Origin of the sequence: Bradyrhizobium sp. BR 10261 (assembly GCF_019455395.1) — a bacterium.
In the GTDB taxonomy this organism is placed as follows: domain Bacteria; phylum Pseudomonadota; class Alphaproteobacteria; order Rhizobiales; family Xanthobacteraceae; genus Bradyrhizobium; species Bradyrhizobium manausense.
This window is the reverse complement of record NZ_JACOFQ010000019.1, coordinates 1-17324: the sequence shown is the minus strand read 5'-3', so window position 1 is coordinate 17324 and position 17324 is coordinate 1. Positions and strand designations below refer to the sequence as shown.

Here is a 17324-nt window from a genome sequence, read left to right as displayed (position 1 = left end):
TGGCTCTCAGCGGCCTAGAGAAACATGTCCGTCACGTCGACCGTCGAGGACTTTCCGATCCGGTCAAAGTTTTGCGTCAGCCAGCTTCGCGCGGCCTCGCGGCCCTCATCGCGCAGACGACACAAGAGGCTCCATTCGGGATGGAACTGGGTTGCCGTTCCGAGTTGCGACATCAGCTGGTCGTTTCCGATCCAGTGCATGAACATGCGGCTATGCGTATTGCGATCGAGCTCGCCGTTGTCGATGAGCCGGGTCGCGAACGCAATCGCGCGCATCTCGCGCATCAGTGACGAATTGAAGCTGATCTCGTTGATGCGATGGAGGACGTCGGCGGCGCTTGCCGGAAGCTCGTCACGCCGGATCGCGGTCACCTGCACGATGATGACGTCGTGACTGCCCTTGCGATAGATCAGCGGAAATATCGCGGGATTCCCCAGATAGCCGCCATCCCAATAATGCTCGCCGTCGATCTCGACCGCCTGGAAATAGGGCGGCAGGCAGGCCGACGCGAGCACGGTCTCTGCGCTGAGCAGCGGCGTCTGGAACACCTTGATCTTGCCGGTTCGGACATTGGTGGCGTTGAGAAAGAGCCGCGGTGCGTCCGGCGACGAATTGAGCCGGTCGAAATCGATCACGCGTTGCAGCAAGGACCGGAGCGGATTGAAGTGGAACGGGTTGAGCAGGTTCGGTGGCACCGTGTGCGTCAGCGTATGGATGAAGGCGTGGAAGGGGTGATATTCCGGCGGCAGCTTGAGGGCCTGGATCACCTGGTTGACGGGTGAGAACAGGTCATAGAGCTGGTCCATCCGCGAGACCTCGTACCAGAACGCATGCAGGTTCTGCCGCGCCGCCTCGGCTCCGCCGATGGCCATGCCCGAGGCGAGCGCCACCGCGTTCATCGCGCCCGCGCTTGTGGCGCTGATCGCCTCGATCGCGAGCCTGCCGTCCTCGAGCACCTGGTCGAGCACGCCCCAGACGAAGGCGCCGTGCGCGCCGCCGCCCTGCAGCGCGAAGTTGACGTTCTTCTGGTTCCTGGTCTCGGGAGCGGTCACTTCTTGCGCTTCCTTCCTCCCTTCCCCTCGCTCTCCAGCGCTTTCCGGACCTCGGCAAACTCACGCAGCGAAGCCTTGTCGGCACGGGGGAAGCGCAGGTCCAGCTTTTCGAGCTCCGCCACGATCACGGAGCCTATCACAACGCGGGCAAACCATTTGTGGTCGGCGGGCACGACATACCAGGGCGCGTGCGGCGTTGCGGTGTGGCGCACGATGTCCTGATAGACCGCCTGGTAGCGCGGCCACAGCGCGCGCTCCTTGATGTCGTCCATCGAGAATTTCCACTGCTTGCCCGGCTCTTCCAACCGGTCGAGAAAGCGCTTGCGCTGCTCCTCCTTGGAAACGTTGAGGAAGAATTTCAGCACCACGATGCCGTTGCGCATCAGGTAGCGCTCCCAGGCGGCGATGTCCTCGAACCGCTCCCTCCAGATGTTCTTGGTGACGAGCCGCTGCGGCAGCTTTTCCTTGGCGAGGAGCTCCGGGTGCACGCGCGTCACCAGGCATTCCTCGTAATGAGAGCGGTTGAAGATGCCGATATGGCCACGCTCCGGCAACGCGACCACGTGACGCCAGAGGAAGTCATGGTCCAGCTCCTTGCTGCTCGGCGCCTTGAAGGCGGAGACCTCGCAGCCCTGCGGATTGATGCCCTCGAAGATCGCCTTGATCGCACTGTCCTTGCCGCCGGCATCCATGGCCTGGAACACGATCAGCACCGACCAGCGGTCCTGGGCGTAGAGCTTCTCCTGGAATTCGACGAGACGCTTCTTGTTGGCATCGAGAATCTCCTGCGCCTTATCCTTGTCCAGATTGCCCTTCTCGTTGGTCTTGTAGTCTTTCAGGTGAAACTTGCCGGACCCGTCATGGCGGAATGGCGTGATGTAGCGGTCAAGTTCCTGGGCGAGCGATTTGGACGGCTTTTTGCTCATGAGCGCGGGGCACCTTGCGTTGCGGCTTCAATCGATCGAGCAGGCTACCAAGGATGCCCTTGGGAAGAAATATGATGAAAAGCACCAGCAGCACGCCGTAGACGAGATTGTCCCAGCCGACCGCCTTGGTGCCGAAGCCGATCCGCAAGGTTTCCGCGAGCAGGATGGTGATGACAGCACCGACGGTGGGGCCAAGCGACACGAACAGGCCGCCAACAATGGCCGCGAACACCATCTGCAACGACACCGCGATGCCGCTGACGGTGTCGGGCGTGATGAACATCTGGTACTGGCAATAGATCGCGCCGGCGAGCGCGGTCATCAAGGCGCTGATCAGCGTGATCTTCAGTTTCTCCGCGGTGACATTGACGCCAGCGGCGGCCGCGGCGTCCTCGTCCTCCGAGATCGCCTCCAGCGCATAGCGGCTCATGCTGCGATCGATCAGATGCCAGACGACGATGCCGACAAGCCAGACCGCAAGCGCGATCAGATACCAGCTGGTCTTGTCGTCGAATTGCAGCGCCAGCAGCTTGTTGCCGGACGCCCGGTTCGGCGTGTAACCGAGCGAGCCGCCGGTGTAATCGCGCGTCGCCGTGATGACCTGAAGCACGATGCCTGACAGCGCCAGCGTCACCAGCACGAAATAGTGCCCGGTGATGCGGAAGCGAAAGCAGGGATAGCCGACGATCAGCGCCAGCGCGCCGGCCGCGACCATGCTGACCGGAATGCCGATCCACGGCGACAGGCCGAGGTGATTCCACAGCAGCGCGGTGACATAGGCGCCGATGCCCATGAAGCCGCCGTGCCCGAGCGAGACCAGGCCGAATCGCCCCATCATCGACCATGATGTGTAGGCGAACGACCAGATCAGGATCAGCACCAGGATGTGCAGATGATAGGGATCGCGATAGACGAAGGGCAGCGCGACCAGCGCCGCCAATCCGATCCCCCATGCCGCAAGCCATCCCTGCCCTATCATCGCCGCCTCGCGAGCAGGCCCGCGGGCCGGATGAACATCATGACAATGAAGAAGGCAAAGGCGAGCACGTAGCCCCATTCGAGATCGGAGAACAGGCCGCCGAGCGAGATGATCTCGGCGAACACGAAGGCCGCGATGAAGCCGCCGATGAAATTGCCGAGACCGCCGAGCACGCAGATCAGGAAGGTGATCGGCCCGAAGGAGAGACCGACGAAGGGGTGCACGTCATATTGCAGCACGAGCAGGCAGGCGGCTAGCCCGGCCAGCCCGCCGCCGATGGCGGACGTGATCAGATAGATGCGTTTGGTATCGACGCCCATCAGCGCCATGATCTGTCGATCCTGCGAGATGGCGCGGATCGCGGTGCCGGTGAAGGTGCGGGTCATGAACAGATAGACCGCGACCATGCCGACCAGCGCCGCCAGGAACGAGAGGAGGCGCGCGTAACTGAAATTCATGTCGCCGAAGGCGAGCACCGGCAGGCGGATGCCGAGGTTGCGGAAGTCGATGCCGAAAGCGACTGTGGCAAAGCTCTGCAGCACGAACAGCACGCCACCGGTCGCAAGCAGCTGGTTGATCGGCGGCGCTGTGAGCAGCGGCGCGATCACGAGATAATGCAAGAGTGCACCGAGGATCGCGACAAGCAGGATGGTCAGGGGCGCCGCGATGAAATAGCTGAAGCCGTAATACTGGACCATGAAATACATGGCGTACATGCCGATCATCACCAGTTCGGCGTAGCAGATCCAGGTGACGTCGATGACGCCGAAGATCAGGTTGAGCCCGAGCGCAAGCAGCGCCAGCACGCCGCCAAGCAGGATGCCGTTGATCACCGCTTCCAGCAAGTAGATGTCGAAAATGTCCAGGACCGCCTGCATATGCGCCTCATACCCCCAGATACGCTTCCTTGACCGTGTCGCTCGCCAGCATCTCGGCTGAAGTGCCCGAGCTGCGAATCGTGCCAGCCTCGATCAGATAAGCGCGATCGACCACCCGCAGCACCTGCTGCACGTTCTGCTCGACGATCAGCACCGTCAGCCCGCTGGCCCGGATCCGCTTCACCAGCTCGAACACCTGCTGGACCACGACCGGCGCCAGCCCGGCGGACGGCTCGTCGAGGAGCAGAAGTTTTGGGTTGGACATCAGCGCACGGCCGATCGCGCACATCTGCTGCTCACCGCCCGACATGGTACCGGCCATCTGATGGCGGCGCTCCTTCAGCCGGGGAAACAGGTCGAACACGACCTCCAGCCGCTCGGCATAACGACCGCGCGCCTCCTTCATGAAGGCACCCATCTTGAGATTATCGTCGACCGAGAGCTGCGGAAACAGCCGCCGGTTCTCCGGCACATGCGCAATGCCAAGGCTGACGATCTGGTGCGCCGGCGTAGCAAGCACGTCGACGCCCTCCATCGCGATCGATCCGCGCGAAGGTCGGATCAGGCCGGAGATGACACGCATCAAGGTGGTCTTGCCGGCGCCATTGGGACCTATCACGCCGACGGCCTCACCAGCCTTGACGTCGAGATCGACGTCGAACAGCGCCTGGAAGGTGCCATAGCCTGCGCTGACGCCACGAAGCTCCAGCATCATTGGCCTCCCGCGCGACGGCGGGCTTCGGCGGCCGCGGCCTGGGTGGTCTCGGCATCAGTGCCGAGATAGACCTCGATGACGCGGGGGTCGCCGGCAACCGCGCTCGGCAGCCCTTCCGAGATTTTTTCGCCGTGATCGAGCACCATGACGCGGTCGACGACGCGCATCAACACGCCCATGATGTGCTCGACCCAGATGATGGTGATGCCGAGCTCGTCGCGGATGTTGCGCAGCATGTCCGCCGCCTGGTCCATCTCGGTCTCGTCGAGACCGCCGAGGCTCTCGTCAGCAAGCAGAAGCTTTGGCGCGGTGGCGAGTGCTTTCGCAAGTTCGAGCTTCTTCAAACCGGCCGCGCCGAGGCCGTCGACGCTGGCCTGACGATCGGTCGGCAATCCTACCATCCCAAGCGAGCGCTCGGCCGCCTCCTCGGCCTTGACGCGACTATGGCAACCCTGGCCATAGAAGCCGGCAAGGGCAACGTTCTCGAAAATGGAGAGGCGACGGAACGGCCGCGGGATCTGGAAGGTGCGACCGATGCCGCGGTTGATGATCCGGTGCGGCGCAAGGCCTGCGATCTCCGAACCATCGAACAGGATCGATCCGGCGCTCGGCGAAAGCGTGCCTGAGAGCATGTTGAAGATCGTGCTCTTGCCCGAGCCGTTGGGGCCGATCAGCCCGACAATCTCGCCCTGCCCGACCCTGAACGACACGTTGTTGACGGCGGTGAAGCCGCCGAACCGCTTCACCAATCCGTTCACTTCCAGCACAGCCCTGCTCCGCCGCTACTGGTTGCTGTAGGTGGTGCCCTTCGGCAGCGGCAACACGGCTTCGCGCTGCGCCTGACTCTTGGGCCACACCACCCAGGACTTGTCGTCGATATACTGGATCACGACAGGGAACGAGCGCTCGTTCTGCCCTGCCATTGGCGTGCCCTCACCGAAGAACTTGACGCCGAAGCCGAGCATGGTGCCGCCCTCGGGGATATCGGTATCCAGCGCAGCCTTGCGCAACGCCTCCGGATCAACCCCGCCATACTTCTCGATCGCGCGCGGCAGCACGTCATCCATGAAGACGTAGGTGTTGGACGCGCCGATGCCGACATGAGCCGAGCGGATAGCGACGCCGGGCTTGATCTTGTCGAACTCCTCGCCGACCATCTTGATGACGGGGGCAAGCTTCGGATCCATGGTCTTCTGGTTGGCGAGCCAGATCGAGATCGGATCGGCGTTGAAGACGTAGCTCGCGTCAGCGCCCATCCCTTCCTTGAGCTTTTCGTAGACGCCGTAGCCCGCGCCGTGGCCGACGAGCGCTGCGAACTTCAGCCCCTGCTCGCGTGCTTGCCGCAACAGCAGCGTGATATCAGGGTTGTAGCCGGTGTGGAAAATGACATCAGGCTTGGCACGCTTGAGCTTGGTCACCAGCGCGGAGAGATCTGGCGCGGTGGCCGAATAGCCCTCCTTCAGCACGATGTTGAAGCCGGCCTTCCTGGCGCCCGCCTCGTTACCCTTGGCGACGTCGACGCCATAGGAGCCATCCTCGTGGATGATGGCGACGCGGAGGTCCTTCGGCTCCTTGCCCAACTTCGCCTGAGCGTTCTGCGCAATGAAATCCATCGTCATCGCGCCGAACTGATCGCCGCTGGCCTGCGGACGGAAGACGTATTTGTAGTTCTTGTCGGCGAACACGGCAGACGAGATGCAGGTCGTCATCCACATGAACTTCTTGAGCTGCTCGACGCGGGCAGCCACCGGCACGCATTGCGCCGACGAGAAGAAGCCGAGCACCAGGTCGACCTTCTCCTGCTCGAGCAGGCGAACGGATTCGTTGATGGCGATGTCGGGCTTGCTCTGCGCATCGGCGTAAACAGCCTCGACCTTGTAGCCCGCGACGCCGGTCTTGCTGAAATGGTCGAGGATGATCTTGGTGCCGAGATATTCGAGTTCCGAGCCGCCGCCCGCAAGCGGGCCGGTCAGGTCGAAAATCACGCCAATCTTGATCTTCTTGTCTTGAGCCTGGGCCGAAGCCGCCAGGCCCATCGCTGCAATCGCGATCAACAGCCCACGTACCAAGCGGGCAGCCATGCGCAGGCGCATCTAAACCTCCCTGGACGATTGTGCGTCGTGTTCTTGTTGCTTTTGCTTCTTGCCCATCACATGGGCTGCGCGCGGCGATGTCAAGCCTCGCGCTCAGCGCGAGGCGAACTGCTGCTCGACGAAGGCCGTGACAAATCGCGGCATGGCCGGCGTGAGATCGCCCATTCCGCGCACGAGATGAATAGCCGACAGCTCGGGCTCGGTCTCGCGTGCAAGATTGGCCTCGATCCGGGCGCGGGCCACGTCGCCCGGCACATCAAGGTTGAGGACCTGTATCATTGCAATCGACGGGCCGGTGACGATGCAGTGCCAATCCGGCTCGGCCCGGTAGTCAACAGCGGTCAGCCCGGTCTCTTCCCCGAGTTCTCGGACGACACTGCCGGGAATGTCGAGGACTCCCTCACTGACGTCATCGAGGTCGGGCGTACCAGAGGGGAAATAGATGCGGCCGGCATTCGCAGTGTGGGTCGCCATCTCGCCCATGATGAAGGCGCCGTCTGAGGCGCGCAGCGCGCCCATGCCAAAGCCGTTGAACACGGCCTTGTCGGGAAAGCCCCAGTCGCGCCAGGCGAGGAAACTGGCGAAATCGGTCTCGAAATAGGTCGCGGCAAGACGACCATCACTGAACACGGCATCGCGCCCGAGCAGGACGCGCCCGTTCCAGAGCTTCGGCCGCTCGCGCTGCTTCTCGGCGAAATGCGCCGCGATCTCGGCGCGCCGTTCCTCCGCGAACGGCCAGACGATCGGCCGCACCGCAAGGTCGAGCGTCGTGACGCGATGAATGACCAGGGACGTCATGACGCCTTGTTACTACGCCTTCGCGTCAGTTATTTGGCGCTCCCCGTGGTCTTCTTGGCCTGGTCGACGAACTTGTTGGTAAATGTTTTGCTGACGTCGATCTTGGCGTTCGCGACCTCGGGCGAGCCGACGCTGAACACCGCGAGCACGGCATCCGCGCCCTTCGGGTCCATCTTGCCGGTCTCGGAGAACATCGGGATCGTGTTCTTCAGCGCAGCGAGATAGAGGTCCTTGTTCTTGCCGACCATCTCCTCCGGCATCTTCGCCATGATTTCCTCGGGAGAGTGCGAATGGATCCAGGCGAGCGTCGACAGCATCGCATTGGTGAGCGCCTGCACCTCCTTCTCATGGCCAGCGACCCAGGCCGCCGTCGAGTATAGCGCGCCACCCGGATATTCACCGCCGAAGGTCTCGAGCGTGTCCTTTTGCGTCCGGGTGTCGCTGAGGATACGCAAGTCCGGATGGCTGCCCTTGAGCACCGTGACGGAGGGATCGAGCATCACCGCGGCGTCGATTTGCCCCTGCTCCATCGCAGCCACCGCGGTGGCGCCGAGGCCGACGCCGATCACGGCGGTACCGGCGGGGTCGAGACCATTCTTCTTCAGGAGATATTTCAGGAAGAAATCGGTGGAGGAGCCGGGTGCGCTGACGCCGACCTTCTTGCCGGCAAGATCCTTGATCGACTTGATGTCGGCCGTGTGCGAGGGCGCAACCACCAGCACGAGGCCGGGATAGCGGTCATAGACCACGAACGCCTGCAACTCCTGCTTCTTGGCGGCCAGGTTGACGCAATGGTCGAAATAGCCGGATACGACGTCGGCGCTGCCGCCGAGCACGGCCTTGAGCGCGTCCGAGCCGCCCTTGAGGTCGACCAGATCGACATTGAGGCCGGCCTTCTCGTACTCGCCAAGCTGCTTGGCCAGCACCGTCGGCAGATAGCACAGGCACGCGCCGCCGCCGACCGCAACCGTAACTTTGCTTTGCGCTGCGGCAAGCGAGGTGGTGAGCGTCAGCGCAAGCAAGGCGCCGGCGAGCCTGGCAATCGTGTTCTTCATTGGTTTCCTCCGTTCGGCTGGCGGCACCATAGAGCAGCGGGGTGGGCTTGAGAAGGCGACTAACGGATACGCCTACCCGCGGCCGTCTACGGTCGGACGCCAGACCAGCAGGCGCCGCTCCACCAGCGTCACCCCGAAATCGATCAGGATGACGAAGGCGGACAGCACGAACATGCCGGCGAACACGCCGGCGACATCGAACACGCCCTCGGCCTGCTGAATGAGATAACCGAGGCCGGCCGCCGACCCCAGATATTCGCCGACGACGGCGCCGACCACGGCGAAACCCACCGACGTGTGCAGCGAGGAGAACATCCACGACAGCGCCGACGGCCAATAGACGTGCCGCATCAACTGCCCCTCGCTCATGCCGAGCATGCGGCCGTTGTCGAGCACGGTGCGGCTGACTTCCTTGACGCCCTGATAGACGTTGAAGAACACGATGAAGAACACCAGCGTCACGCCGAGCGCAACCTTGGACCAGATGCCGAGGCCCAGCCACAGCGCGAAGATCGGCGCGAGCACCACGCGCGGCAACGCATTGACCATCTTCACGTAAGGGTCGAACACGGCGGCAACCAGCGGCTGGCGCGCGAACCAGAAGCCGATGAGAACGCCGCCGAGCGATCCGATCACGAAGGCCAGGATCGATTCCATGAGCGTAATGCCGAGATGCTTCCAGATCACGCCGGAGACGAACCATTTGACGATCTGATCGAACACATCGACCGGATTGGAAAAGAAGAACGGCGGCAGCAGGATCTTGCCGAACACCGGCACCGTCGACAGCAACTGCCACAGCACAATGCCGACGATCGCGACCAGGAGCTGCAGCGCAAGCAGCGAGACGCGCGACATCAGACCGCCTCCGCCGCGTGGGTGGATTGCGCGTAGCCCTTCATCACCTCGTCCTTGAGCACGCTCCAGATCTCGCGATGAAGCGCATGGAACTCCTTGTCGAGCCGCACCTCGAAAATGTCGCGCGGGCGCGGAAGCGTGACGCGCCAATCGCCGATGATGCGCGAGGACGGCCCTGCCGACATGATCACGACGCGGTCGGCGAGCGCAATGGCCTCCTCGAGGTCATGGGTTACGAACAGCACGGCCTTGCGGTCGGCATTCCAGAGATCGAGCAGCAGATTGCCCATGACTTGCCGCGTCTGCGCATCGAGGGGCCCGAACGGCTCGTCCATGAGGAGGATTTTGGGATCACGGATCAGGACCTGCGCCAGCGCCACCCGCTTGCGCTGGCCGCCTGAAAGCATGTGGGGATAGCGGCTTGCAAAGGCGCCGAGGCCCACGGACGTCAGCCATTTTTGCGCCTGGGGTAGCGCCTCGGTTCGGGCCGTGCCCCTGATCTCGAGGCCGATGGCAACGTTGTCGAGCGCGGTCTTCCAGGGGAACAGCGCGTCGGCCTGGAACAGATAGCCGGCATCCCGGTTCAGCCCCCCGAGCGGCCGATCAAAAATCCTGACGCTGCCGGCGGCCGGCTTGAGCAGGCCGGCGGCGACGTTGAGCAGCGTCGATTTTCCGCAGCCGGTCGGCCCGACAATGGCGACGAACTCGCCCTGGGCGACCGTGAGATGGGCCTTCTCCACCGCTGTATAGACCCGCCCGTCCCCCAGCCGGAACGCAACCTTGGCATCTTCCAGCGCCACCGCCGTGGGCGTTGTCATATGTTCCCTCCAAACTTGGCTTGATGCCTTAGCCGCTCGCGCGACCAAGTTCAATCAAGCGGCCAGGCGTGCTACGCATGGGCCTTGGCCCTGCTCTCGCCCTCCCTGGAGGGGGAGGGTAAGAGAACAGCGAGCCCGTCAGCGATGCCTTCCAAGCCGGCGATCAGCTACCGAAACGTCAGCAAGAGCTTCGGCGCCCTCAGGGCTGTCGACGATGTGTCGCTCGACATCGCCGAGGGCGAGCTTCTGGCCGTCGTCGGCGGCTCGGGCTCGGGCAAGACGACGCTGCTGCGGCTCGCCAACCGGCTGATCGAGGCCGATGGCGGCACCATCACGATCGAGGGCGGGAACGTGCAGGACATCGATCCGGTCGCACTGCGGCGCCGGATCGGCTACGTTTTCCAGAGCGCCGGGCTGTTTCCGCATTTGAGCGTCGCCGACAATATCGGGATCACGCCAAAACTGCTCGGCGCGCCGGCAGCCGAGATTGTCGCGCGCGTCGACGAGTTGATCGAGCTGATGCAGCTCGACCGTGCCTCCCATCGCGACCGGCTGCCGGAGGCGCTTTCGGGCGGCCAACGCCAGCGCGTTGGCGTGGCGCGGGCACTGGCCGCCAAGCCCCGCATCATGCTGATGGACGAGCCGTTCGGTGCGCTCGATCCCCTCACCCGCGACGCCCTTGGCGAGGATTTTCGCGAGCTGCACCGCAAGCTCGGCCTGACCACCGTGATGATCACGCACGACATGACGGAGGCGATCTTGCTCGCCGACCGGATCGCGGTGATGCGCGGCGGAAGGCTGCTCGCGCAAGGTACGCCGACGGAGCTGTCAGCGAGCAGCGATGCCTATGTGCTGGAATTGCTGCGCACGCCCCGCCGTCAGGTCGAGCGGCTGAACGCACTGCTGCTACGACAGGGCGGTGCCGCATGAGCCTCTTCAACGATCCGCGCTGGGGCGAGGCGCTGTCGCATCTGCCCGACTATCTCGGCAATCATGTGCGGGTGAGCCTTGCCGCGCTGGCGCTTGGCCTCCTTGTCAGCCTGCCGCTCGCCATCCTGACGCGCAATCGTCCGGCGCCGCGCGCCATCCTGCTCGCCCTCGCCAGCATCGTGCAGACCGTGCCGGGGCTGGCGCTGCTCGCATTGTTCTACCCCCTGTTGCTGTTCGCAGCCTCGGTGACGCTGAAATGGTTCGGCGTTTCCTTCTCTGCGTTCGGCTTCCTGCCGGCGATGCTGGCGCTGGCGCTCTATTCGATGCTGCCGGTGCTGCGCAACGGCATCACCGGACTGAACGGCATCGATCCCGCATTGATCGAAGCCGCCAAGGGCGTCGGCATGACCCCACGGCAGTCGTTGGTCATGGTCGAGCTGCCGCTGGCGCTGCCGGTGATGATGGCCGGCATTCGCACCGCTGCGGTGTGGGTGATCGGCACCGCGACGCTGTCGACGCCGATCGGGCAGACCAGCCTCGGCAATTACATCTTTGCCGGACTCCAGACCCAGAACTGGGTGTTCGTGTTGTTCGGCTGCGTCGCCTCGGCCCTGCTGGCGCTCGCGGTCGACCAGTTGCTCGGCCTGATCGAGAGCGGCCTGCGTCAGCGCGGCCGCTTGCGTACTGCGCTCGGCGCGACCGGGATCGCGGCGCTGGTTGCGGCGACGCTGGTGCCGACGATGGGACGCTCGTCGTCCGGCTACGCTGTCGGCGCGAAAACCTTTGCCGAGCAATATGTGCTCTCGGCCCTGCTTCGCGACCGCCTCCAGGCCGCAGGCCTCTCCGCAACGGCGCGATCCGGCCTCGGATCGAGCGTGGTCTTCGGGGCGTTGAAGGCCGGGGATATCGATCTCTATGTCGATTATTCCGGCACGCTTTGGGCCAATCAGTTGCACCGCACCGATATCAAGCCGCGCGCAGAGCTGGTCGCGGAGTTGAAGACAGCGCTCGCCAAGGACAACATCACCCTGCTCGGCGAGCTCGGCTTCGAGAATGCCTATGCGCTGGTGATGCCGAAAAAGCGCGCCGACGCGCTCGGCATCCACACCATCGCCGATCTCGCCGCGCACACCTCGACGATGTCGATCGCCGGCGACTACGAGTTTTTCTCGCGACCGGAATGGGCGGCGTTGCAGAAGGCTTACGGCCTTCAGTTCGGCGGGCAGCGCCAGATGCAACCGGACTTCATGTATGCGGCGGTGGCGAGCGGCGAGGTCGACGTGATCGCGGGCTACACCAGCGACGGCCTGATCGCGAAATATGATCTGGTGGCCCTCGACGATCCCAAGCAGGCGATCCCGCCCTACGACGCGATCCTGCTGCTGGCGCCGAAGCGCGCCGGCGACGAGCGGCTCAAGGCGGCGCTGAGCCCGCTGCTCGGCAAGATCGACATCTCCACCATGCGCGAGGCAAACCTGCGCGCCAGCGGCAACGATGCGAACTCCTCGCCGGATGCAGTGGCGAAGTGGCTGTGGGAGAAGGTCGGTGGGCGATAAGGTGAGAGTTCGTAGGGTGGGCAAAGGCGCATAAGCGCCGTACCCACGGTCTCTGGATGCATGTGAGAGGTGGTGGGCACGCTTCGCTTTGCCCACCCTACGGATTTTCAGAATTGCGGTGAAACTACAGCCCCCTGATCATGCCCGCATCGATCAGCAGCCGGTTCAGCCGCCGCGCCTCGGCGCCGTCCTTGCAGCCGTAGAAGATGCCCTTGCAGCGGAGCATGATCTCCTTCTGCTCGGCGAACGACGGATCGAGCGGGATGCCGGCAGCCTCCTGGATCACCAGCGGCAGATAGGGGCCATCGATCGTGTCCATCACGGCGTCGCTCTTCACCGGCTCGAAATTGACCGCGTCGATGGCGTAATAGGTGGCGTAGAGGCGCGGATCATAGGCGTCGAGCCTCTTGCCGATCGCGCCTTCGTCGAGCCCGGGCTCGAGGATAGCAGGGGCGAACTCCGGCTGGTGATCGCCATAGCGCACGATCAGGAACGGCTCGCCCGGAAAATTCTTGGTCAAGCCTGCGAGGAAGGCTTTGTATTGCTTGGCACTCATGGCCTGGCGGCGCAGATATTCGTCGATGGACGGCAGGTTGCCCGGCGCGCGCCAGTTCGGCAGCAGGTCGGGACGGAAGCGCGTTTCCCAGGGGAAATGGTTGGCGCCGAGATAGATGAAGGTGAACAGCGGCTTGTTCGGCGTGCGCTCGGCCATCAACCGCAGCGTCTTGTCGTAGAAGAAGCTGTCGGGCTCGACGTCTTTGGCGCCGAGATCATGAGAATCGAGGAAGCGCTCGACGCCGGTCGTCATCTGGAAGCCGCGTGCGCTCATGAAGCCGCCATAGGCAGGGTAGAGCGACATGGTGTCATAGCCGCAACGGCGTAAGCTGAGCGGCAGGCCACGCTCGACCCGGCCCGACGCAAGGCGCGTCACGAAATAGGCAAAGCGGCCGAACGAGCGCGAGGACAGACCCGCCAGCACGTTGTATTCGGTGAACCAGCTCGGCCCGCCATTGCTTTCAGCCAGGAAGGTGCGCTCCTTGCCGTCCCAGGACTTGAAATGACTGCCGTAGCCCGGTGGCACCTTGATGCCCTGCGCGGCGCGGATATCGAAGCTCGATTCATCATGGATCATGATGATGTTCGGTCGGCGGCCCGCCGGGTGGCAGGCGTCGACCAGCGGTATATTGAGCCGCTCATTGGTCGTGGCGGCCGACTCCATGAAGCCGTACTCCACAAAATCGGACACCGCAGTGACGCCGGAGCGGAAGAACTTCGAAAGATAGCCATCGTCGTAATAGCCGCGCCAGGCCTCGTCCGGATGATAGGCGGAATAGAACACCAGGGCGGCGAGACAGGCGAGCTTGCAGGCCAGCGCTGGAAGGCGGCGGATGCGGAACGGATCGAGCCACCACAGCGCATACATCAGCGGCAGCGTGACAAGGCCAGCCCCGATTACCGACCAGCGCAAATTCGGGAATATCGTGAACAGGAACGCGACCGTGTCGCGATCGATCATCATCAGGTCGATGAAGTTCACCGTCATCTGCACGACGTCGTGCTTGAGCCGGGACAGCAGCACCAACACCACGACCATCGTCAGCGACAATGCGCCCGACAGCGCCGGCCGGCGCAGTAGCGTGATCCAGAAGAAGTTGAGAATGCCCCAGGCGAGCAGGAAGGACAGGCGCGAGCCGAAATCGGTCTCGGTCTCGTACATCAGCGCAAGAGCAGCGACATGCGGCGCGGCCACCGCCAGCAGCCGCCAGATGCCGACCGCGGCGACGCTCGCCAGAACGGCGGTGGTGGCAGAAGGACCTGGATTGGGCGCGGACGCCATCGACGACACGCTGAACTTGGGTCCGGCGCGGTGATGCCAAGCCGTCTGGCCAGCCTCGAGGCCGCCAAGGCGGACGGCGCAGCCGGCTGCACCGTGTCACAAAACTGTAATGGAACGGTCACGAACAGGCAACGCGCGCGGCGATCCGACCCTCGCTTAATGTTAGCGGACGGCGAAGGGCCGCACTTGGATGACCTAGCTCTTGGCGATCCCTGCGATGAACAGATCGATCACGCCCTCCGCCATCCGCTCGATCTCCCCCTCCTCGACGCCCCAGCGCGGGAAATGGCCGTCGAGGTTCATGCGGGCAAAGCCGTAGATCAGAGCGCGGCCGGCGATCAGGATACGTTTCAGATCCGGCGAGCGCAGCAGGCCCTGCGCGGCCGCCTCAGCCAACATTCGTTCGGTCAGTGCGACGAGCTCGGCGTTGTCGCGGAGCAATTCGGCCGAGCTGCCATACGCGAAATAGCGTCCCGTGGAGATGATCTCGAAATGCGCGGGGTTGTGCATCGCCCAGCGCACATAGGCGATGCCGAAGGCGCGGAAGCGCGCCAGCGGATCAGCGGAGCTCGCTTCCGCCAGCGCGGCCTCGATCTCGGCGCGAAAGCGCCGCTGCGCCTCCTCGGCCACCGCAGCCATCAAGGCGTCGCGGTTGGGAAAGTGCCGGAACGGCGCTCCCGGCGAGACCGCGGCGCGGCGCGCGGCCTCGCGCACGGAGACCTCGGCACCCTCCGCCGCCAGTTGCAACGCAGCATCGATCAGCACACGGCGGAGGTCGCCGTGGTGATAGGGCCGGGCTTCGGGTGCCTGGCGACGGGCGCGGGGCTTTGAAATCCGGGGCTTGGGCATAATGCTTCCTAGCATCACCCGAACGTGAATGTAAGCATCGATTACACTATTGACGATTACGCCCCCTCGAAATGTAATCGATGATTACATTACATAACGGAGGAGACGCTACGATGTCGCAACGTCACAACTGGTTCGAAGGCTGGCGGCTGCTTGCCGTGCTCACGCTGAGCCTGATCGCCTTGAGCCTCTGGATCGCCTCGATGCGCCAGTTCGAGGTCGAGGGCGTCCGCATGGTGATCCGCTTCACGGCGCGCAGCTCGCTGCTGCTGTTCTGTCTGGCCTTCAGCGCTGCAGCGGTGGCCCGGCTCTGGCCCAACGCCTGGACGCGCTGGCAGCGGCGCAACCGCCGCTATCTCGGCCTGAGCTTTGCGGTCTCCCACGCCATCCATGCGGCGGCGATCGTCGTCTTCGCCAGGATGGATCCAGCAGGCTTTGCGGAAGCCACTTCGCCGGCCTCCTACATCTTCGGCGGCATCGGCTATGCCATGATCATTGCCATGAGCGCGACCTCGTTCGATCGTACTGCCGCACTGCTCGGACCGCGGGCCTGGCGCACGCTGCACCTCGTCGGCGGCTACTATCTCTGGTTTCAGTTCATGGTGTCGTTCGGCAAGCGCGTGCCCGCCATGCCGGCCTACGCCGCGTTCCTCATTCCGCTGCTCGCGGTCATGGCGCTGCGGATGATCGCAATGGCCCGCCACCCGCGCGGGCAAGCCATCCCGGCGAGCTGAGAGGACGGCTTGCAAGAAGGCGTATCGGGTGTGCGTTCTTAAGATGAAGCGGCGTGCGAATGTTGCCAATCGCGATCGATGATGCCTTGAGAGCGCGGATGAAGAGCCGGGTTCTACCCGCTGAGAGCATTGCGGTTTTGATGATCAGGGGCTCTGAAAAAAATCTTGAAAAACGACGCGAACTCAAGAATGTGGTTTAAGCGTCAGTTCTTCGCTCTCTGAAAGCACATCAAGGCGCGAAGAATTTGAATGAAGCAGCAATGCTTCGCATGAGAAGAAAAGAGCGAGACCGCTGTTTGCGATCTCGCTCAGATTTAATCGCGAAGATTTAAGATTTGGTTTGGCGAGCGAAGCTTGTGCTTCATTCGTCATTCCGGGTTGCGCTTTCGCGCCCCCCGGAATGACGGCGCTGTCGTCAGTTCTTCGACTTGTCGACCAGCGCGCCCTTCTTGATCCAGGGCATCATGTCGCGGAGCTTTGCGCCGACTTCCTCGATCGGGTGCGCGGCGAGCTTGGCGCGGGTCGCCTTGAACGAGGTCTGGTTGACCTTGTTCTCCAGCATCCAGTCGCGGGCGAACTTGCCCCCCTGGATGTCGGCGAGAACGCGCTTCATCTCGGCCTTGGTCTCGGCGGTCACGATGCGCGGGCCGGTGACGTACTCGCCGTACTCGGCGGTGTTGGAGATCGAGTAGTTCATGTTGGCGATGCCGCCTTCATAGATCAGGTCGACGATCAGCTTCACTTCATGCAGGCACTCGAAATAGGCCATCTCCGGCGCGTAGCCGGCCTCGACCAGGGTCTCGTAGCCGCCCTTGATCAGCTCGACGAGGCCGCCGCAGAGCACGACCTGCTCGCCGAACAGGTCGGTCTCGCACTCTTCCTTGAAGGTGGTCTCGATGATGCCGGCACGGCCGCCGCCGACAGCCGAAGCGTAGGACAGGCCGAGATCATGGGCATTGCCCGAGACGTCCTTGGCGATCGCGATCAGGCAGGGCACGCCGCCACCGCGCTGATATTCCGAGCGCACGGTGTGGCCGGGGCCCTTCGGCGCGATCATCAGCACGTCGAGATCGGCGCGCGGATCGAGCAGGTTGAAATGGACATTGAGGCCGTGCGCGAACACCAGGGCCGCGCCCTTCTTCATGTTGTCGTGCAGGTGCTCGCGATAGATGTCGCCCTGGAGCTCGTCAGGGGTCAGCATCATGACGAGGTCGGCCCATTTGGCGGCTTCGGCCACTTCCATCAC

18 protein-coding genes are annotated in these 17324 nt (G+C 63.6%); 3 read left to right on the top strand and 15 right to left on the bottom strand.

What is annotated here, in order from left to right; genetic code table 11:
• Positions 1-14: 14 nt before the first annotated feature.
• From HYH07_RS21885 to HYH07_RS21835, 11 genes are all read right to left on the bottom strand, one after another.
• Positions 15-1052, bottom strand: a complete 1038-nt coding sequence (locus tag HYH07_RS21885; protein ID WP_220004441.1) for a patatin-like phospholipase family protein — start codon at positions 1050-1052, stop codon at positions 15-17.
• The gene (locus HYH07_RS21880) at positions 1049-1978 is read right to left on the bottom strand and encodes a polyphosphate kinase 2 family protein (protein ID WP_220004440.1); all 930 of its coding nucleotides are present in this window, start codon (positions 1976-1978) and stop codon (positions 1049-1051) included. The genes HYH07_RS21885 and HYH07_RS21880 overlap by 4 nt, the downstream gene beginning before the upstream one ends.
• On the bottom strand, positions 1938-2957 hold the full coding sequence (locus HYH07_RS21875; protein ID WP_220004439.1) for a branched-chain amino acid ABC transporter permease: 1020 nt from the start codon (positions 2955-2957) through the stop codon (positions 1938-1940). Before HYH07_RS21875 ends, HYH07_RS21880 begins: the two co-directional genes overlap by 41 nt.
• Positions 2954-3835, bottom strand: a complete 882-nt coding sequence (locus HYH07_RS21870) for a branched-chain amino acid ABC transporter permease (protein ID WP_057747268.1) — start codon at positions 3833-3835, stop codon at positions 2954-2956. The genes HYH07_RS21875 and HYH07_RS21870 overlap by 4 nt, the downstream gene beginning before the upstream one ends.
• Before the next feature lie 7 nt (positions 3836-3842).
• Entirely contained in the window at positions 3843-4547 is a 705-nt protein-coding gene (locus HYH07_RS21865; protein ID WP_220004438.1) for an ABC transporter ATP-binding protein, read from the bottom strand.
• Positions 4547-5317 carry an ABC transporter ATP-binding protein gene (locus tag HYH07_RS21860; RefSeq protein WP_220004437.1) on the bottom strand — a complete coding sequence of 257 codons (771 nt, stop codon included), beginning with the start codon at positions 5315-5317 and terminating at the stop codon, positions 4547-4549. Before HYH07_RS21860 ends, HYH07_RS21865 begins: the two co-directional genes overlap by 1 nt.
• Before the next feature lie 15 nt (positions 5318-5332).
• Entirely contained in the window at positions 5333-6643 is a 1311-nt protein-coding gene (locus HYH07_RS21855; RefSeq protein ID WP_220004436.1) for an ABC transporter substrate-binding protein, read from the bottom strand.
• Between the two features lie 93 nt (positions 6644-6736).
• Positions 6737-7441 (bottom strand): NUDIX hydrolase, encoded by a 705-nt coding sequence (locus HYH07_RS21850; RefSeq protein ID WP_220004435.1) that lies wholly within the window; start codon positions 7439-7441, stop codon positions 6737-6739.
• 29 nt (positions 7442-7470) lie between these two features.
• Positions 7471-8496, bottom strand: coding sequence for an ABC transporter substrate-binding protein (locus HYH07_RS21845; protein ID WP_220004434.1), 1026 nt, complete (start codon positions 8494-8496; stop codon positions 7471-7473).
• Between the two features lie 72 nt (positions 8497-8568).
• The gene (locus HYH07_RS21840; RefSeq protein WP_220004433.1) at positions 8569-9354 is read right to left on the bottom strand and encodes an ABC transporter permease; all 786 of its coding nucleotides are present in this window, start codon (positions 9352-9354) and stop codon (positions 8569-8571) included.
• The gene (locus tag HYH07_RS21835; RefSeq protein WP_220004432.1) at positions 9354-10172 is read right to left on the bottom strand and encodes an ABC transporter ATP-binding protein; all 819 of its coding nucleotides are present in this window, start codon (positions 10170-10172) and stop codon (positions 9354-9356) included. Before HYH07_RS21835 ends, HYH07_RS21840 begins: the two co-directional genes overlap by 1 nt.
• A 144-nt stretch (positions 10173-10316) precedes the next feature.
• Between HYH07_RS21835 and HYH07_RS21830 the strand changes: the two genes are divergently transcribed.
• Positions 10317-11102: an ABC transporter ATP-binding protein gene (locus tag HYH07_RS21830; RefSeq protein WP_220004431.1), complete on the top strand. Its 786-nt coding sequence runs from the start codon at positions 10317-10319 to the stop codon at positions 11100-11102.
• The gene (locus HYH07_RS21825; protein WP_220004430.1) at positions 11099-12658 is read left to right on the top strand and encodes an ABC transporter permease/substrate-binding protein; all 1560 of its coding nucleotides are present in this window, start codon (positions 11099-11101) and stop codon (positions 12656-12658) included. The genes HYH07_RS21830 and HYH07_RS21825 overlap by 4 nt, the downstream gene beginning before the upstream one ends.
• A 124-nt stretch (positions 12659-12782) precedes the next feature.
• On the opposite strand, the gene HYH07_RS21820 is transcribed toward HYH07_RS21825, so the two are convergent.
• Positions 12783-14495, bottom strand: coding sequence for a sulfatase-like hydrolase/transferase (locus tag HYH07_RS21820; protein WP_220004429.1), 1713 nt, complete (start codon positions 14493-14495; stop codon positions 12783-12785).
• 195 nt (positions 14496-14690) lie between these two features.
• The gene (locus tag HYH07_RS21815) at positions 14691-15344 is read right to left on the bottom strand and encodes a TetR/AcrR family transcriptional regulator (protein WP_228749699.1); all 654 of its coding nucleotides are present in this window, start codon (positions 15342-15344) and stop codon (positions 14691-14693) included.
• A 113-nt stretch (positions 15345-15457) separates the two neighbouring features.
• On the opposite strand from HYH07_RS21815, the gene HYH07_RS21810 reads away from it, so the two are divergent.
• Positions 15458-16078 carry a hypothetical protein gene (locus HYH07_RS21810; protein WP_220004427.1) on the top strand — a complete coding sequence of 207 codons (621 nt, stop codon included), beginning with the start codon at positions 15458-15460 and terminating at the stop codon, positions 16076-16078.
• A gap of 183 nt (positions 16079-16261) precedes the next feature.
• Here HYH07_RS21810 and HYH07_RS21805 read toward each other — a convergent pair whose 3' ends face one another.
• Both HYH07_RS21805 and ilvC read right to left on the bottom strand, forming a co-directional pair.
• Complete coding sequence (locus HYH07_RS21805; protein WP_220004426.1) at positions 16262-16450, bottom strand: hypothetical protein; 189 nt, start codon at positions 16448-16450, stop codon at positions 16262-16264.
• A gap of 43 nt (positions 16451-16493) precedes the next feature.
• Positions 16494-17324: ketol-acid reductoisomerase (gene ilvC / locus HYH07_RS21800; protein ID WP_220004425.1), on the bottom strand; the 831-nt coding region annotated here is incomplete at its 5' end.

Excerpts from the sequence above, each read along its gene's own strand:
- HYH07_RS21880 (WP_220004440.1), bottom strand. The coding sequence starts at position 1,978 with ATGAGCAAAAAGCCGTCCAAATCGCTCGCCCAGGAACTTGACCGCTAC.
- HYH07_RS21875 (WP_220004439.1), bottom strand. The coding sequence starts at position 2,957 with ATGATAGGGCAGGGATGGCTTGCGGCATGGGGGATCGGATTGGCGGCG.
- HYH07_RS21870 (WP_057747268.1), bottom strand. The coding sequence starts at position 3,835 with ATGCAGGCGGTCCTGGACATTTTCGACATCTACTTGCTGGAAGCGGTG.
- HYH07_RS21865 (WP_220004438.1), bottom strand. The coding sequence starts at position 4,547 with ATGCTGGAGCTTCGTGGCGTCAGCGCAGGCTATGGCACCTTCCAGGCG.
- HYH07_RS21855 (WP_220004436.1), bottom strand. The coding sequence starts at position 6,643 with ATGCGCCTGCGCATGGCTGCCCGCTTGGTACGTGGGCTGTTGATCGCG.
- HYH07_RS21850 (WP_220004435.1), bottom strand. The coding sequence starts at position 7,441 with ATGACGTCCCTGGTCATTCATCGCGTCACGACGCTCGACCTTGCGGTG.
- HYH07_RS21845 (WP_220004434.1), bottom strand. The coding sequence starts at position 8,496 with ATGAAGAACACGATTGCCAGGCTCGCCGGCGCCTTGCTTGCGCTGACG.
- HYH07_RS21840 (WP_220004433.1), bottom strand. The coding sequence starts at position 9,354 with ATGTCGCGCGTCTCGCTGCTTGCGCTGCAGCTCCTGGTCGCGATCGTC.
- HYH07_RS21835 (WP_220004432.1), bottom strand. The coding sequence starts at position 10,172 with ATGACAACGCCCACGGCGGTGGCGCTGGAAGATGCCAAGGTTGCGTTC.
- HYH07_RS21830 (WP_220004431.1), top strand. The coding sequence starts at position 10,317 with ATGCCTTCCAAGCCGGCGATCAGCTACCGAAACGTCAGCAAGAGCTTC.
- HYH07_RS21825 (WP_220004430.1), top strand. The coding sequence starts at position 11,099 with ATGAGCCTCTTCAACGATCCGCGCTGGGGCGAGGCGCTGTCGCATCTG.
- HYH07_RS21820 (WP_220004429.1), bottom strand. The coding sequence starts at position 14,495 with ATGGCGTCCGCGCCCAATCCAGGTCCTTCTGCCACCACCGCCGTTCTG.
- HYH07_RS21815 (WP_228749699.1), bottom strand. The coding sequence starts at position 15,344 with ATGCCCAAGCCCCGGATTTCAAAGCCCCGCGCCCGTCGCCAGGCACCC.
- HYH07_RS21810 (WP_220004427.1), top strand. The coding sequence starts at position 15,458 with ATGTCGCAACGTCACAACTGGTTCGAAGGCTGGCGGCTGCTTGCCGTG.
- HYH07_RS21805 (WP_220004426.1), bottom strand. The coding sequence starts at position 16,450 with ATGACGAATGAAGCACAAGCTTCGCTCGCCAAACCAAATCTTAAATCT.